The following is a 15721-nucleotide window of genomic DNA, read 5'->3' on the forward strand; positions in this document are numbered from 1 at the left end:
AATGCAAAATCCAGCTTATTTTGGCGAGTTTGGCGGTATGTTTGTACCTGAGCTACTTGTCCCTGCGCTTAAGCAGTTAGAGAACGAATTTAACAAAGCACAAAAAGACCCTGAATTTCAGGCTGAGTTTACAAAATTATTAAACGAGTATGCCGGTCGCCCTACGCCGCTTACTTTAACGCGTAATTTAATTAAAAACCCTAAAGTAAAACTTTACCTAAAACGTGAAGATTTACTGCACGGTGGCGCACACAAAACCAACCAAGTACTTGGTCAAGCGTTGCTAACTAAACGTATGGGTAAAAAAGAAGTTATTGCCGAAACTGGAGCGGGCCAACACGGCGTGGCAACAGCCCTAGCCTGTGCATTACTTGGCTTAAAATGCCGCATTTATATGGGTGCTAAAGACGTTGAGCGCCAACAGCCTAATGTATTTAGAATGAAATTAATGGGCGCAGAGGTTATTCCGGTAACCGCTGGCTCTGGCACATTAAAAGATGCGGTAAACGAAGCGCTACGCGACTGGTCTGCAAACTACCAAGACGCTCATTACTTACTTGGTACCGCTGCGGGTCCTCATCCATTCCCAACAATTGTACGAGAGTATCAAAAAATCATTGGTGAAGAAGCTAAACAACAAGTACTCAAAGCAGAAGGACGCTTACCGGATGCCGTACTAGCCTGTGTTGGCGGTGGCTCTAATGCCATTGGTATGTTTACTGACTTTATTGACGAGCCAAGTGTAAAACTTATTGGTGTGGAGCCTGCAGGTAAAGGCCTAGATACCCACGAGCACGGCGCTACAATTTGTAAAGGTACTAAAGGTATTTTACACGGTACCTATACGTACATTATGCAAAACGACGATGGCCAAATAGAAGAGTCATACTCAGTATCTGCCGGTCTTGATTACCCAGCAGTTGGACCACAGCACGCGTTTTTACACGAAACAGGCCGTGCTCAATATGTGGGTATTACCGATACAGAAGCCCTTGACGCGTTCCAAGCACTGGCTAAAAACGAAGGTATTATTCCAGCTCTTGAATCAAGCCATGCCCTTGCTTATGCGCTTAAATACGCCGAAGAGCAAACAGAAGAAAGCATTTTGGTGGTTAACTTAAGTGGCCGTGGCGATAAAGATTTAACCCACGTACACAGTGTTTTATCACAAGGAGGTCAACTATGAGCCAGTTAAATACAGATCGTTACGGTAAAACCTTTGCTGCACTTAATGAGCAAAAACAAGGTGCATTTGTACCATTTGTTACCATTGGCGACCCAGGTAAAGAGCAAAGTATTGCCATTATTAAAAGCTTAATTGATGGCGGCGCGGATGCACTGGAGCTAGGTATTCCGTTTTCGGACCCAATCGCCGATGGCCCAGTTATTCAAGCGGCGAATATTCGCGCTCTCGATGTAAACATTAACACGCAAGATTGCTTTGATATTATTAAAGAAATACGCGATTACAATGCAGATATTCCAATTGGCTTATTATTGTATTCAAACCTTGTATTTAAACGCGGTTTAGAAACATTTTATAAAGATGCTAAAGCGGCGGGAGTAGACTCTATTTTAGTTGCTGATGTACCACTGCATGAGTCTAAAATGTTTAGAAAAGCAGCCATGGCAAACGGTGTTGACCCAATATTTATTGCCACACCAAATGCCGATGACGATACCCTGCGCCAATGTGCATCTTACGGCCGTGGCTACACGTATTTATTATCGCGTGCGGGTGTTACCGGCACTGATACTAAAGCGCAAATGCCAGCGGGTAACATAGTAACTAAATTAAAAGAATACCATGCAGCCCCTGCTTTATTGGGCTTTGGTATTTCTACACCCGATGATGTAAAAGCCGCCCTAAATGCCGGCGCAGCTGGTGCTATTTCAGGCTCAGCCGTTGTTAAAATTATTGAAGCCAACCTTAATGATTTAGATGCGATGACAACGCAGTTAAAAGCGTTTGTAGCTGATATGAAAGCGGCCACCGTGTTGTAAAAGCTTAAAATTTACACATTAAAAAAGGGCATTTTAAATGCCCTTTTTTATTAAGCTCTACACTTAGTGAGCTTGATGCTTACCTTCTAAAATTTCTTCAATAAATTTTGCATTAAATGCTTCTAAATCTGCAGGGCTGCGGCTTGTTACTAAACCTTGGTCTACACTCACCTCTTCATCAACCCAGTTTGCACCAGCATTGATTAAGTCACTTTTAATGCTCGGGAATGATGTAACGGTGCGGTCGCGTAATTTATTAATTTCGGCAAGTAACCAAGGGGCATGGCAAATAGCTGCGACGGGTTTGTTTTTCTCAGCGCCAAAAAAGCCATCTATAAACGCTTTTGCGTGCTTATCTTGGCGTAACGTATCTGGGTTAAATAAGCCACCTGGCAGCATAAGCGCATCGTAATCGCTGGCACTGGCATTTGTAACAAGTTTATCTACGCTTACTTTGTCGCCCCATTTATCTTCATCCCAGCCGGTGATTTCACCCTCTTTTACCGACACAATATCGATATCGGCGCCAGCATTAAGTAAAGCATCACGTGGAGATAATAGCTCACTTTGCTCAAAGCCATCGGTGGCTAAAATAGCAATTTTTTTGCCTTGTAAACGAGTGCTTGTTTGTAATGTAGACATATAGATCTCCTTATTGCGTTTAATAAAATGTTTCAATCACCCTATTAAAAGCATAACCGATGCCAAATTTAACCTATTGAAAATAATGAATAATATAAATTAAAGCTGTCAAAGCTATGTAAATCATTTAGAGGGTTTGAACAATCTACATAGCTTAATTTAAAGTGCGTATTAAAAACCAGCACACAAGCTTTGCTTACAAGATGAAGTAGTAAGGCATTATAACTAAAAACTGGGTATTTATTTTGTAGACGCACCCTATTAGCGGGGTGCGCCGAACTATAATTTTATGATTAATAGCGCTAACTAAACCTAAAAAGGTAACCGGGCTATTAGCAAGTATTGGTTGCAGGAACTAGTCGCTGGTACTGATCACTGGTACCGGTCAATGCAAGTTGCTATTTAAAGGAGATCTTTTAATGCTTTGGCTGGTTTAAATACGGGTTTGTTAGCGCCTTCTATTTCAATGCTTTCGCCTGTTTGTGGGTTACGGCCAGTGCGCGCTGGGTAGTAGCTTAAAGCAAATGTACCAAATCCATTAATTTGCACTTGGTCGCCTTCAGATAACGATTTAGTAATTACTTTTTGTAAGCTAGTAAGGGCTGCTTGTGTGTCTTTTTTTGTTAGTTCACTGCGTTTTGCTATTTGGGCAACAAGTTGTGCTTTGTTCATTGTAGGCTCCTAAATGCACACTTAATCAGTGTTGGTTAAGCGTGGGAATATGATGATGGATAATTAAAGCCACGCAGGCTAAGGCTTACAGGGCAACAAGTCAACCTTGTAGTTGCCTAGTGTTATGTGGTAAAAACTTCCCTGACTTCTTTTTGTATAATTTAGGTAGTATATGCACGCATTGATTGAATACATCCCGCTAATATTATTTTTTGCGGTATTTAAATTAGTTGATATTTACTGGGCAACAGGCCTTTTAATGGTCACTACGCTTATTCAAGTTGCGTATAGCTACTTTAAGCACGGCCATGTACATGCCCGCCAATGGCTATTTTTTGCTATTGCAGCGGTGTTTGGCACATTAACCTTAGTACTCCACGATGAGCAGTATATAAAATGGAAAGCCACGTTAATTTATGCCGGCTTAAGCCTTACCTTATTAATTAGCCGCTACGTGCTGAATAAAAATCTTGTTAAAAAAGCCCTTAGCTCAATCCTCGAAAACGCCAACGACTCTAAACAGGCGATTGAAGTACCTGAGCCGGTGTGGAATAAGCTTAACTTAATGTGGGTTGCCATTACCGCAGGTATTGCAGTGCTGAATATTTACATTGCGTATAATTTCTCACTCGATTTTTGGGTTAACTTTAAAGTGTTTGGTTTAATGGCCATTACTTTTGTGAGTATTTTGATCACTATATTTGCTTTGTATAAGTACTTCCCTGATGAAGAAGAACCCGCAAAGTAAAACACCTTCGTCATAAAAATGTCGTCTTTGCTTGATAGCGTGTAAAAAAAATCAATCAGAGACGACCTTGAACGCCAATCAATACCGCTGGTTTGAATTTACCCTAATATTTGTTTTATTGCCTTTAATAGGCTTTACCCTTCGTAGTTACCTAGCTAACTGGCTAATACCCGCACTGATTGTTTTAATGAGTGTGTGCTGCATGTTATTACTGAACGACCCTCACTTTAAGCGATTTAGACTCACAAGCCTGGGGCAGTTTTCTGCGGTAAAGCGACGTTTATTTAGTTTCTTTTTTTTAGGAGCGCTTTTTTCAGGCGTGTTTTACGGCATTATTCACCAAGAAAATTGGTTTAGTATGCCGCTGCACTCATTTTATAACTGGTTACTTTTACTGCTTCTATACCCGCTGCTGTCGGTATTACCACAAGAGCTAATTTTCAGGACCTACTTTTTTCATCGCTATAAACGCATTATGCCCAAAAAAAGAGTGCGTATAGTGGTAAGCGCAACGGTGTTTGCCCTTGCCCATATTGTGTATGCCAATTGGGTGGCTGTAGGCTTAGCATTTTTAGGCGGGTTATTATTTTCGTTTACTTACGCGCAAAGCCGCTCAACCATAGTGTGTGTAATTGAGCATAGCTTATGGGGATTATGGATGTTTACACTGGGGATTGGCAGTTCATTAGACTCAGGAGCTATAAGCTAACAAGCTAAGCCGCTATTTTAAACACAAAAAAGCCGCGTTAATACGCGGCTTTTGAAAACTTTTTTTAGCCTAAAATCCAAATAACTTAAAGGCAAAAAACTTAGTCGCTACTGTGTTAATAAATATGGCTAATAAAATAACCGGAATAAACGTAGAAAGCGAAAAGTTAACGTATTTCTCCATAAAGCTACCGGCGTAATTTGGTGAGCCTTGGCTTAGCTCATCTGTTAGGCGCGCTTTTTTCCAGCGGTACATAACAAATAAACACACCATCAAACCATTCAGTGGCAATATAGTGTCGTAAAATACATCATAAACAATATCAAAAAAGCTTTTATTACCGCTGCCGTAACTAGTAAACGACGTTAGGCTATCAACCATACCAAACGACATAGTACATAATATAGTTAACACACCGGTGGCTAGCGTTAAAATACCTAAGGCTTTTTTACGGCTGATCCCTTTGCGGTCGCTAAGGGTCGCTGTAGGTACTTCTACAATTGATACAAGCGAAGTAATCGCTGCAAAAAACACTAATAAAAAGAACGAAAACGCCACTGCAGACGCGCCAAAGTAACCAATGTCATTTTGTAGTGCTAATAAAATTTTAGGTAAGTATACAAATATCATCGATACAGACGAATCAGAAAGTGCGGCTGGGTCGGTATTAGGATCAAAACTAAATATTGCCGGTAACACCATTAAACCAGCAACAAATGCCACTAATGAGTCGGTAATAGCCACCATTTTTGCACTGCCAACAATGTCATCTTTTTTAGATATGTAAGAGGCGTAGGTCATTAAAATGCCCATACCTAGCGATAGTGAGAAAAACGCTTGGCTTAGTGCACCATTAAGCACGCTGGCACTCATTTTAGAAAAATCAGGAATAACATAATATTTAACACCAGCCATGGCGTTATCAAGCGTTAATACATACGCTACAAGGGCAAGCAACATAACAAATAAAGCCGGCATTAAAAACTTAGCGGCTTTTTCTATGCCTTGTTTAACCCCACCCAATAAAATAAGGTTAACAATAATAACCACCACAGCCATGTAGCCAAAAACAGTGTAGCTATTTATAAAGCTGCCAAAATGGCTCGGATCTGCCAATGCATCTAAATTACCCATGGCGGTTTGGCTTAAGTAGCCAAAAATCCACACGGTAATAACCATGTAAAATACGGCAATCATAAACGGCGTTAATACAGCCAAAAAGCCTGCAAACTTCCATTTTTTGTCGTTATTTGCCAGCGCTTTGTACGAACCAAGTGGATCTTTTTGCGCGTTACGACCCATGGCCATTTCAGCCATCATTACTGGTAAACAAATAAAAGCAACAAACAAAGCGTATACAAGTAAAAATGCACCACCACCATTTTTAGTTGCCGACACAGGAAAACCTACTAAGTTGCCAATACCCACTGCCGAACCTGCTGCAGCCAGTATAAAGCCAAGACGGGAGCTAAAATGCTCTCTATTATTGCTCATGTATTAACCTTGTTATTTTTAAGTTATTCAAGCGACTCTACCAGTGTTGTGCCGCGCTTTTCAAGCAATTACACACTAAAAATAATTAATAACTGTAAACCTAGCTTTAACGGTAATTTGTTCACCAACTATCAACGTTGTGCTAGTATTTGCGTTATTAAACTTAACATTTTTTTGAGAATTACTATGTTGTACATGATTTATTCAACCGACGTTGAAAACAGCTTACCGCTTAGAAAAGAAGCCCGCCCCGCCCACTTAGCACGTTTAAGCGAACTCGACTCTCAAAACCGTTTATTTGTTGCCGGCCCACTGCCTGCAATCGACAGTGAAGACCCGCAAGATGCTGGATTTACAGGTTCATTAGTCATTGCAGAATTTGATTCACTTGAAAAAGCACGTGAATGGGCAGCCTCTGATCCATACGTTGCAGCCGGCGTTTACGCAAACACCGTTGTAAAACCATATAAAAAAGTATTACCAGCGTAACGAACACCCTGAATTTAAAACGTTATTTAATTCAGGGTTGGTTCACTGCTAATTAATTAAGCTGGCGAACGTAAAAGCGCATATTGGACGTTTTTACTTGAGTTTTAGTAGCTTAGTTAATTAGAATAGCTGGGTTTGATCTAGGAGTTCCCGTCATGCGTGTATTATTAACCCTTGGTTTAATTGCCTGTATTAGCGTCAGTGGCGCCGTACACGCAAGTACGACTGTTACCAAAGCAGTTAAAAAAACTGAGATCAGCAAAAAGAAAGCCGTAATACTTGCAAAAGAAGAAACTGACGGTAAAACCTTAAAAATTACAGAACAAGCAAAATTTTATACTGTGCGTATACTCAAATCTGACGGCCACGTCGTTGATTTACATATAAATAAAAAAACCGGCGAAGTGAAAAAGGATTAGCAAATGCGAATTTTAGTTATAGAAGATGATTTACACTTAGCAGACAACCTACGTAATGCTTTAGAGAAAGAACGTTACAGTGTTGATTTATGTCACGATGGCGAAGCTGGCCTATTCCATATTACAGAATACCCGCTAGATATGGCGGTGGTTGATTTAGGCTTACCAAAAATTGACGGTATAGAGCTAATCAATAAAGCACGTGCACAAGGCGTGACGATCCCTATTTTAATCTTAACGGCGCGCGACCGCTGGCAAGACAAAGTTGAAGGCCTAGATGCTGGTGCCGACGACTACTTAACCAAGCCGTTTCATGTTGAAGAATTAATTGCGCGTTGTAACGCACTTATTCGCCGCAGTGCGGGTAAAGCAAACCCTGAAATGACAGCGGGTCCAATTAAAATTCATACTCGCTCACAACAAGTTTGGGTTAACGACAAAGAACTTAGCCTTACGGCTTATGAGTACAAAGTACTTGAGTATTTAATGGTTAACCCGCAAAAAGTAATTTCTAAATCAGAACTTACTGAGCACATTTACGACCAAGATTTCGATCTTGATTCTAACGTTATCGAAGTATTTGTACTTCGTCTGCGTAAAAAATTAGACCCTGAAGGCACATTAAACCCAGTAGAAACACTACGTGGGCGTGGTTACAGGCTTAAAAGTCAGTGGTAGCATCGCAAATATCGCTTAAAATAAGGCAAGGATTTATCCTTGTCTTTGTTTTATTGGTGGCACTGCCTATTTTGTTTTACTCGATTGGTAAAGCGTATTACGCCTCATTAGTCGAAACCACCGAAAAAAATCTAGAAGCCCACTTATACTCCCTTATTTCTGAAGTCGACTTTACTGAGCGCGGCATTATTATGCCCAGCACAATTTTAACGCCTGAGTTAAATAACTTAAATTCAGATACCTACGCCATGATTTACCGCGATGATGTACCTGTGTGGCACTCAGAGTCGGCTGTAAACGTAAACTTTAAACCCGAGTACATAGAGCCTAAAGCAGGTGCGGCCGACTTTAGACGTGTGGTTTACAACAATGCGGTTTACTGGCAATTAAGCCTAACGGTCATTTTAAATAATATTGACCAATCTGAGCAGGCACGTTTTATATTACTCAAACGAAACGATGCATTGCTAAGGTTAATGGATGGCTTTAAACAAACCTTAGTCGATTGGATGTTTATAATGGGTATTGCGATTGCCGGTTTAATGGCAATTGGATTTATTTGGAGCGGCCGGCCGTTACAACGCCTTGATAAAGAAATAAAAGCCATTGAGTCGGGCGATATTCAAGAAATTAAAGGCTTATACCCTGTTGAGCTGCAAACAATTAAATCAGACCTAAACTTATTACTAGAGTCGCAGCAACGTCAAAAAGAGCGCTACAGAGCCTCTTTAAGTGACCTAGCACATGCATTAAAAACGCCCCTTGCGGTATTAAAATCAAGCCCGCTTGCTAATGATGCCGATGCCCAAGAGCAACTTGATAGAATAAATGTGATGATCGAGCATCAGTTAAAACGTGCAGCTACTGGCGCCTCAGATACATGGAAAAAACAAACTCCAGTTAAACCTGTGGTTGATTCTATTTTAAGTGCAATGGCCAAGGTATACCGCGATAAAGACATTATATTTAATTGTACCGTGACCGATAAAGATTACTTTTTAGGTGACCAAACAGATTTAATGGAATTACTGGGTAATTTAATTGATAACGCCTGTAAAGCGTGTCGCTCGCAAGTAGAAATACAAGTTATTCAAAGTAAAACACTGTGCATAGGCATTAGTGACGATGGACCCGGTGTACCCGAGGATAAACGCGAGTCTTTATTAACCCGTGGTACCCGCCTTGATACTTATGAAAGCGGCCACGGTGTTGGCATGGCAATAGTCTCTGACTTGGTTAAATCTTATAACGGTCACTTAACGATTAATAAGTCGGACACCTTGGGCGGCGCACAATTTATTTTAGAGTTTAATTACAATGATAAAAAATAGCCTTTTAATCACACTTGCGAGCCTATTAGCCCTAAGTGCTAATGCCAGTGCCAGTGCCAGTGCGCAAGCACAGTGTACGCTTGAGCAAAACGCAACGCCAAGCCAAACTAAACGCTATACGCAGTGTTTAGACACCCAAATAAATCAGGCTAAATACAATCAGGGTACTTGGGTTCAAAAACGTAAATATGAACTCACTAAATTAGAAGAGCAAAGCGGAAATACGCAAATACTGATGTTGTTTAAGCGCAGCGTCGACAACCACCAAAAGTATATTGAAGCAAGCTGCCAATGGCGCTATATATTAAAACTGCCAAATGCCAGCCAAGCTGCTATTGATTACAAATTATGTGAACTTGCACTTATTGAACAGTTTACTCAAGTGCTTAAAAAGCCACTTTAAACGGGGATTAACACCCATAAAAAAAGCGATTAATACTGTGTATTAATCGCTTTTTTTGTATCAAATATTTAATCAAATACGCAATTTTAAGCTATGAAAACCAATTGATATTATTTATCGTCTATCGACTCTCCAGTACCAAGTAGCGTGGCAACCCAGCGCCCTTCATCACTTGCCTCTAGGGCTATTTTAACAATCATGGTAAGCGGTACCGATAGCAACATGCCTACAGTGCCTAATAACCAACCCCAAAATATTAACGACAAAAACACCACCAAGGTAGAAAGCCCAAGCCCTTTACCCATAAATTTAGGCTCTACAATGTTACCCATTACCGTATTAATAATTAAATACCCTGCACCGACAAGCCCGGCTGTTAATGGTCCTTGTGTAATGAGTGCTAACAATACGGCAGGTACTGCGGCAATAATAGAACCTATATTAGGAATATAATTAAACATAAAGGCCAACACGCCCCACAGCACAAAGTAGTCAACATCTAAAATCCATAAATAAAATGCTGCAATAATACCGGTGGCTAAACTCACCAATGTTTTAATTGCTAAATACGAATTAATAGAAACCAAAAAGCGGTCAATTTGCTCCATTTTTCTATCTGGGTCGGCAAGTGCCATATGAATTTTTTTGCTTAATGCAGGCCCTTCAAAAAGCATAAACACCACAGTTAAAATTATTAAAAACATGTTTGCCATTACGCCACCTAAGCCGGTAAGCATATTCGTGGCTACATCGACCATTTTACCTGGGTCAAACATAGAGAGAATTTGATCTCTATCGATTAAGATATTGTATTGCGATGCAAGATCGACCAGCCAAACAAACTCTTCTTGTAACTGGGCTTTATATTCAGGAAGTTGCTGAGAAAAGTCGTTAACTGATTGTCCTACAAGGCCGCCTAAGCTTACACCTAAGCCCACAATGATAAGCACCACAATAACAACAGAAACCCCTTTAGGGATCCGATAGCGGCCAAAAAATGTGATCAGCGGGTTGCATACAATGGCAATAAACGCCGCCAAAATAAAGGGAATAATAATAACACTTGCGGCCTTAATACCGGCTAATACAACCACCAGGGCTGCAAATATTATTAAGCTTTTATTTACGCCAGTTAAACTTGCCAACGCGCCAATCCTTTTCTTATGAAATTCGCTTTAGTGTAAGGCAAAAACTAATTAAATGAAATATTTACAAAGTGATCGTTGTTTTTTAGTTAACGTAATAATTTGCATTAAGATAATTTAAATAGTATACATTTTAAACAAATCGTACACTTAAAATTGGTAAGATTTTTATGCATATTTTTTTTACAGGCGCTACAGGCCTAATAGGTAAACACTTAACGCCTTTTTTGCTGCATCATCATAAAGTAACCGTACTGAGCCGAAATAAAACCAAAGCCCATGTATTGCTTGGTCATAATATTGATGTAGTAAGCACGGTTGATGAGGTTAATTTTAACCATGTAGATACTGTGATTAATTTAGCCGGCGAACCTATCGTCAACAAACGCTGGACGCAGGCACAAAAACAAACAATTAAAAACAGCAGAATAAACCTTACCACGCAAATCAGCGATGCTATTTTAAATTGCAGCACGCCCCCTGCTACATTTATATCTGGTAGTGCCATTGGCTATTATGGCCGCCAAGGCGATACCCCGGTAGATGAAGACACCGACGATGTAAATGATGAATTTAGCCATCAGCTATGTAAAGAGTGGGAGCATGCGGCACTAAAAGCGCAAAGTGATAAAACACGGGTGTGTTTATTACGCACGGGAATTGTACTTAGCAAAAACGGCGGCGCTTTAAGTAAAATGCTTCCTGCGTTTAAATTTTTTGCAGGTGGCCCCATTGGTGATGGGAAACAAGGTATGTCGTGGATTCATATTGATGACATGATCCAACTGATTTTATTTATTATAAAACACACGTCGCTTTGCGGGCCAATTAACGCCACTGCACCCACCCCTGTTAGCAATAAAGTATTCAGCAAAAGTTTAGGTAAAGCATTGTCTCGCCCTGCGGCCCTAACCATGCCAAGCCCTGTGTTAAAAGTGTTAATGGGTGAAATGTCTGATTTGCTCACTACTGGGCAGTACGTGATACCCAAAAAAGCGTTAGCGCATAATTACCGTTTTCATTTTACGGATATAGATTCGGCTCTAAGAAGTTTAATAAAGTAGGTGTATTCAGCATAGATACACCTACTAAAGGTTATAAAAATACTACTTTAAGCTAGGTTACTGTAATTAATATAAGCTTTAGTATCTAGTCTCCATTAAAATAGTCGTTTTATAATAAAAGAACCTTTCTATGCTGCACTTACCAACCGTTATTAGCCTTTCTTTTATTTTAAACCTTATAATTGGGCTGTATTTTATCTCTATTTATCAATATAAAAAACAATCTAGTTTTTTATATTTTGGCCTAGCTTGTACCACCTTTACATTCGCCATACTATGCGCAAGCTTACGCGTGATCATTGCATGGCCGTTTATTACCCATTACTTTGCCAGTCTATTTATTATTGCTTGCCCACTTTTTTTAATTATGGGATTAAAAGCACTCAGTCCTTTAAATAAAAGCATATGCAGGCAAGTTAGCTATTTGCTCATAGTGGCTGCGGTTTTTTTACTCGTAGTTTACAACACCGCAGCAGAGCAAGTATTGGTTAGTTTAACTGTGGCAGGGTTATTTTTGTATGCCTCGTATATTGTTTTAAGCACCCGCTTTATAGCAAAATTACAACAACGTATGCTACTGCTTTGCCTATTACTGCACGCACTCGTTATGCTAATACAGGGAGTTTTATTACTGTTGCCGTTTTTTACTGCGCTCAACTTTAATTTTGCCTCTGTTTTGCAATTTACCTTGGCTGTACACTTAATACTTGCCACTAGCGCCGCCCTATTGCTGCCTTTTTTAGTGTTTGCCAATACAGAGTATACGCTCAACTCCCTTGCTAATCGCGACCCATTAACCCAGTTATTAAATAAACGCGGTTTAAATGCAGTGGCCAATACGTTATTTAATAAAAATAATGCCGAGCATCCCCTTAGCATTATTATGGTCGATATAGACTTTTTTAAGCGCGTTAACGATGAATACGGACACGATGCAGGTGATGAGGCAATTAAATGGGTTTCGCAGCATATTGCAGCGCTTTTTTCTAACAGCGCAGTTACCGCACGTGTTGGCGGCGAAGAGTTTGCAATTTTACTAAGCCACTGCACTTTAAATGAGGCACAGTGCGCTGCAAACACCCTCAGAAAAAACATTAAAAACAAGCCCTTTAGCTATTACGGCAACACCATTTATTTAAGAATAAGCGCTGGAGTGGCATGCAGCGATACTCAAACAAGCTCTTTTAAATCGCTACTTAGTGCGGCAGATAAGCGCTTGTATATTGCTAAAACCACAGGACGCGACAAAGTTATATATGAATCTGCACAAAATCCTTTTATAAATAACAAACCGGTTTGCACATAAAAAAAGCCCTTCAATTGAAGGGCTTTGACATACACACTAAAACAAAATGATTACTGACATTTAAGCCCAGCAGAGTCTGCCTTATTAGGCACAAACTGAATGTTTGCTACCGACACTGAGGTTTTACTGCTTGCATGTAAACTAAACGGGCTTGTAAGGCTTGCAAAGTCTACGCCTTGGTTAGCAAAACAACGTAAGTCTACCGACACCGACTGCCATTTATTTTTGATTGATTGATCAACCATTTTACTCAAGGCAATCGCACCACCACACTCACCTGAACAAGTCATAGCAAGGTTTACATCATCGGTTAGTGGTTCATTAAGTTTAATATCAAAACTAATAACGCCATTAGCCTCTAAATACGTAATGGTATCTTCTGCAAAGCTTGTGACTATTTCAGCACTTGCCTTTTGCTCGCCACTAAAATTAAATTGGCGCGCGTCTTCTTGAACTGTTTTATCCTCAGTACGGTATTTAAGTGCACCTAGTTGATGAGTACTGCTTGATACATCTAATAGCTCATCGCCAGATTTAAGTAATAAACGCCACGGAGCAACCGGTGCGCCAACTAAAATATCCATACTAGTGAGTGCTGAGTTATCTAATTTAGAGTCTTCGTCTAAGTTATCAGCCAATACATTTTTATCGCCATAAGTTAAACCAAAGCCGTACGGTAATAATGGGCTGTAATCGTCATCGCCTTTATTAACCGTTGCTTGTACTGCTGTTTTAGGCCATGAAAACGAAAGCTTGCCGCTAAAGTCATGTTGAATGCTGCCATCTTTGCCTTTTAAAATAACATCGGCAATACCGCCGCCCTCTGTACCTGGCAGCCATGCTGCAACAAATGCATCTGAGGCATTTAATTCACTGTTAACCCACATAGGGCGACCCGAAATAAATACCGATACAACCGCAATACCCTGCTCTTTTAACGACTTTAATAACGCGAGCGATTTTTTATTACCGCGCTCAAATTCAAGGTTATCTCTATCGCCATGGCCTTCTGCATAAGGCTCTTCACCAAATACCACAACGGCTACATCTGGGCGCTGCTCATATGAGCCATCCACACTTAAAATGGCACGTCCACCCGCCTCAGTAATTTGTTTTTCAAGGCCTGCGTAAATAGACGTGGCACCAGGAAAATCAGCATTTTTGTTATTCGTCCCTTGCCAAGTAATACTCCAACCACCCGACTGCTTACCTATGTTATCGGCTCCATCGCCGGCAATTAGTACAGTTTGGTTTGCATCAAGAGGCAAAATATTGTTTTTGTTTTTAAGTAAGACAAGTGATTCACGAACTGCCTGACGCGCAACTTCGCGGTGCTGCTGCGCACCAATTAGCTCAGTTTTACCCGAAAACTGACGCTTAGCCGGGCTTGGTTTATCAAATAAACCGGCACGCAATTTAACGCGTAAAATTCTACTTACTGCATCATCAATGCGCGACATGCTGATTTCGCCAGCTTTGACTTGCGCTATGGTGTTTTCGTACAGCGGCTTCCAAGCGCCCGTTGGCACCATAAAAATATCAAGTCCCGCGTTAACAGCCTGTGCACAGCTTTCGTTTGTACAGCCTTCAATTTGGCCGTGGCCGTTCCAATCCCCTACCACAAAACCATCAAAGCCCATGCGGGTTTTAAGCACATCGGTTAACAAGTATTTATTGCCGTGGTTTTTAACCCCATGCCAGCTATTAAACGATGCCATAACCGACTGACTTCCCGCCGATAAGCCGCCTACATAACCTTGGGCATGTATATCAAACAAATCTTGCTCACTGTCGATATTATTACCTTGATCATCGCCATCAACTGTGCCGCCATCACCTAAAAAGTGCTTAACGGTACTAATAACACGTTTATCACTTAAAAAGTCGCCATCGGCCTTGCCCTGTAAACCATTTACAATTGCAGCTGAATAATCGCGTACAATGCGGGGGTCTTCTGAATAACCTTCATAGGTTCTGCCCCAGCGGTCATCGCGCACAACAGCCACTGTAGGTGCAAATACCCAATCAATACCCGTTGCCATTACTTCAACCGCAGTGATAGCTGCTATTTGCTCAATCAATGCAGGGTTGTTTGCCGCACCTAAACCGATATTATGCGGAAATAAGGTCGCGCCAATTACATTATTGTGACCATGCACAGCATCGGTGCCCCACATTGTGGGTATTTTACTGCCATCAATAGAGTCATCTACCGACGCCTGATAAAAATCTTCAGCCAGTTTTACCCAGTCCATTGGTGTTGCGTGTTTATCACCATTAGGAAAGGCACCGCCCCCATTTAGGTATGAGCCAAAGCCATATTTGCGCATATCTTCAACGGTAATATCACGAATTTCTGGTTGAATCATTTGAGCTACTTTTTGCTCAAGTGTCATCGTTTTTAAATAATCTGCTATTTTGGCTTCAATTTCTGGGTCTTGTTTTACGGCAATATTAAGTTTTGGCCAAATTTTCTCTGTTTTAGACAACGCATTATTAGCTTCAGGAGTGGTTGTCGCGTCATTTGAACAAGCCGCTAAAATGCCTAGTGATGCAATTAATGAGGCACGTGCTATTTTATTAAGTGAAAAAGGGGTTTTCATTATAGAGTCTCCTG

16 protein-coding genes are annotated in these 15721 nt (G+C 40.6%); 11 read left to right on the top strand and 5 right to left on the bottom strand.

The annotated features are described in order from the left end of the window. The first annotated feature begins 1 nt into the window (after nt 1). Nucleotides 2–1186, top strand: a complete 1185-nt coding sequence (gene trpB / locus B2R65_RS18640; RefSeq protein ID WP_004586795.1) for a tryptophan synthase subunit beta — start codon at nt 2–4, stop codon at nt 1184–1186. Next, nucleotides 1183–2004: a tryptophan synthase subunit alpha gene (gene trpA, locus B2R65_RS18645; RefSeq protein WP_055255694.1), complete on the top strand. Its 822-nt coding sequence runs from the start codon at nt 1183–1185 to the stop codon at nt 2002–2004. Before trpB ends, trpA begins: the two co-directional genes overlap by 4 nt. 63 nt (nt 2005–2067) lie before the next feature. Here the strand turns inward: trpA and B2R65_RS18650 are convergent, their stop codons facing one another. Together B2R65_RS18650 and B2R65_RS18655 are read right to left on the bottom strand one after the other, a co-directional pair. Next, nucleotides 2068–2646, bottom strand: coding sequence for a type 1 glutamine amidotransferase domain-containing protein (locus B2R65_RS18650; RefSeq protein ID WP_004586797.1), 579 nt, complete (start codon nt 2644–2646; stop codon nt 2068–2070). 402 nt (nt 2647–3048) lie between these two features. After that, on the bottom strand, nt 3049–3318 hold the full coding sequence (locus B2R65_RS18655; protein WP_004586798.1) for an HU family DNA-binding protein: 270 nt from the start codon (nt 3316–3318) through the stop codon (nt 3049–3051). A gap of 172 nt (nt 3319–3490) precedes the next feature. Here B2R65_RS18655 and B2R65_RS18660 point away from each other — a divergent pair, with 172 nt between their 5' ends. Both B2R65_RS18660 and B2R65_RS18665 read left to right on the top strand, forming a co-directional pair. Further along, nucleotides 3491–4066 carry an inner membrane-spanning protein YciB gene (locus tag B2R65_RS18660; RefSeq protein ID WP_286745227.1) on the top strand — a complete coding sequence of 192 codons (576 nt, stop codon included), beginning with the start codon at nt 3491–3493 and terminating at the stop codon, nt 4064–4066. Between the two features lie 67 nt (nt 4067–4133). After that, entirely contained in the window at nt 4134–4775 is a 642-nt protein-coding gene (locus tag B2R65_RS18665; RefSeq protein WP_024033448.1) for a CPBP family intramembrane glutamic endopeptidase, read from the top strand. A 69-nt stretch (nt 4776–4844) separates the two neighbouring features. Here B2R65_RS18665 and B2R65_RS18670 read toward each other — a convergent pair whose 3' ends face one another. Next, nucleotides 4845–6269, bottom strand: a complete 1425-nt coding sequence (locus B2R65_RS18670; RefSeq protein WP_054982639.1) for a sodium-dependent transporter — start codon at nt 6267–6269, stop codon at nt 4845–4847. Between the two features lie 186 nt (nt 6270–6455). Here B2R65_RS18670 and B2R65_RS18675 point away from each other — a divergent pair, with 186 nt between their 5' ends. From B2R65_RS18675 to B2R65_RS18695, 5 genes are all read left to right on the top strand, one after another. Then, the gene (locus tag B2R65_RS18675; protein ID WP_024033446.1) at nt 6456–6758 is read left to right on the top strand and encodes a YciI family protein; all 303 of its coding nucleotides are present in this window, start codon (nt 6456–6458) and stop codon (nt 6756–6758) included. A gap of 155 nt (nt 6759–6913) precedes the next feature. Next, nucleotides 6914–7177 carry a PepSY domain-containing protein gene (locus B2R65_RS18680; RefSeq protein WP_121637587.1) on the top strand — a complete coding sequence of 88 codons (264 nt, stop codon included), beginning with the start codon at nt 6914–6916 and terminating at the stop codon, nt 7175–7177. Nucleotides 7178–7180: 3 nt separating this feature from the next. Next, nucleotides 7181–7855 (top strand): response regulator transcription factor, encoded by a 675-nt coding sequence (locus tag B2R65_RS18685; protein ID WP_004586804.1) that lies wholly within the window; start codon nt 7181–7183, stop codon nt 7853–7855. Beyond that, on the top strand, nt 7849–9186 hold the full coding sequence (locus tag B2R65_RS18690; RefSeq protein WP_004586805.1) for an ATP-binding protein: 1338 nt from the start codon (nt 7849–7851) through the stop codon (nt 9184–9186). The genes B2R65_RS18685 and B2R65_RS18690 overlap by 7 nt, the downstream gene beginning before the upstream one ends. Beyond that, nucleotides 9173–9589 (top strand): hypothetical protein, encoded by a 417-nt coding sequence (locus B2R65_RS18695; protein ID WP_004586806.1) that lies wholly within the window; start codon nt 9173–9175, stop codon nt 9587–9589. The genes B2R65_RS18690 and B2R65_RS18695 overlap by 14 nt, the downstream gene beginning before the upstream one ends. Before the next feature lie 110 nt (nt 9590–9699). Here the strand turns inward: B2R65_RS18695 and B2R65_RS18700 are convergent, their stop codons facing one another. Beyond that, entirely contained in the window at nt 9700–10734 is a 1035-nt protein-coding gene (locus tag B2R65_RS18700) for an AI-2E family transporter (RefSeq protein WP_024033443.1), read from the bottom strand. A gap of 170 nt (nt 10735–10904) precedes the next feature. On the opposite strand from B2R65_RS18700, the gene B2R65_RS18705 reads away from it, so the two are divergent. Both B2R65_RS18705 and B2R65_RS18710 read left to right on the top strand, forming a co-directional pair. Then, nucleotides 10905–11798 (top strand): TIGR01777 family oxidoreductase, encoded by an 894-nt coding sequence (locus tag B2R65_RS18705; protein ID WP_286745238.1) that lies wholly within the window; start codon nt 10905–10907, stop codon nt 11796–11798. 130 nt (nt 11799–11928) lie between these two features. Beyond that, nucleotides 11929–13104: a GGDEF domain-containing protein gene (locus tag B2R65_RS18710; protein ID WP_286745241.1), complete on the top strand. Its 1176-nt coding sequence runs from the start codon at nt 11929–11931 to the stop codon at nt 13102–13104. A 50-nt stretch (nt 13105–13154) separates the two neighbouring features. Here the strand turns inward: B2R65_RS18710 and B2R65_RS18715 are convergent, their stop codons facing one another. Then, nucleotides 13155–15707: a glycoside hydrolase family 3 protein gene (locus B2R65_RS18715; protein WP_286745244.1), complete on the bottom strand. Its 2553-nt coding sequence runs from the start codon at nt 15705–15707 to the stop codon at nt 13155–13157. Nucleotides 15708–15721 lie beyond the last annotated feature (14 nt).

It is taken from the genome of Pseudoalteromonas sp. UBA2102 (genome assembly GCF_002331165.1).
Lineage (GTDB): Bacteria > Pseudomonadota > Gammaproteobacteria > Enterobacterales > Alteromonadaceae > Pseudoalteromonas > Pseudoalteromonas atlantica.

What these genes read in the sequence shown, in the direction of transcription:
- trpB (WP_004586795.1), top strand. Translation starts at nt 2, where the DNA reads ATGCAAAATCCAGCTTATTTTGGCGAGTTTGGCGGTATGTTTGTACCT.
- trpA (WP_055255694.1), top strand. Translation starts at nt 1,183, where the DNA reads ATGAGCCAGTTAAATACAGATCGTTACGGTAAAACCTTTGCTGCACTT.
- B2R65_RS18650 (WP_004586797.1), bottom strand. Translation starts at nt 2,646, where the DNA reads ATGTCTACATTACAAACAAGCACTCGTTTACAAGGCAAAAAAATTGCT.
- B2R65_RS18655 (WP_004586798.1), bottom strand. Translation starts at nt 3,318, where the DNA reads ATGAACAAAGCACAACTTGTTGCCCAAATAGCAAAACGCAGTGAACTA.
- B2R65_RS18660 (WP_286745227.1), top strand. Translation starts at nt 3,491, where the DNA reads ATGCACGCATTGATTGAATACATCCCGCTAATATTATTTTTTGCGGTA.
- B2R65_RS18670 (WP_054982639.1), bottom strand. Translation starts at nt 6,269, where the DNA reads ATGAGCAATAATAGAGAGCATTTTAGCTCCCGTCTTGGCTTTATACTG.
- B2R65_RS18675 (WP_024033446.1), top strand. Translation starts at nt 6,456, where the DNA reads ATGTTGTACATGATTTATTCAACCGACGTTGAAAACAGCTTACCGCTT.
- B2R65_RS18680 (WP_121637587.1), top strand. Translation starts at nt 6,914, where the DNA reads ATGCGTGTATTATTAACCCTTGGTTTAATTGCCTGTATTAGCGTCAGT.
- B2R65_RS18685 (WP_004586804.1), top strand. Translation starts at nt 7,181, where the DNA reads ATGCGAATTTTAGTTATAGAAGATGATTTACACTTAGCAGACAACCTA.
- B2R65_RS18695 (WP_004586806.1), top strand. Translation starts at nt 9,173, where the DNA reads ATGATAAAAAATAGCCTTTTAATCACACTTGCGAGCCTATTAGCCCTA.
- B2R65_RS18705 (WP_286745238.1), top strand. Translation starts at nt 10,905, where the DNA reads ATGCATATTTTTTTTACAGGCGCTACAGGCCTAATAGGTAAACACTTA.
- B2R65_RS18710 (WP_286745241.1), top strand. Translation starts at nt 11,929, where the DNA reads ATGCTGCACTTACCAACCGTTATTAGCCTTTCTTTTATTTTAAACCTT.
- B2R65_RS18715 (WP_286745244.1), bottom strand. Translation starts at nt 15,707, where the DNA reads ATGAAAACCCCTTTTTCACTTAATAAAATAGCACGTGCCTCATTAATT.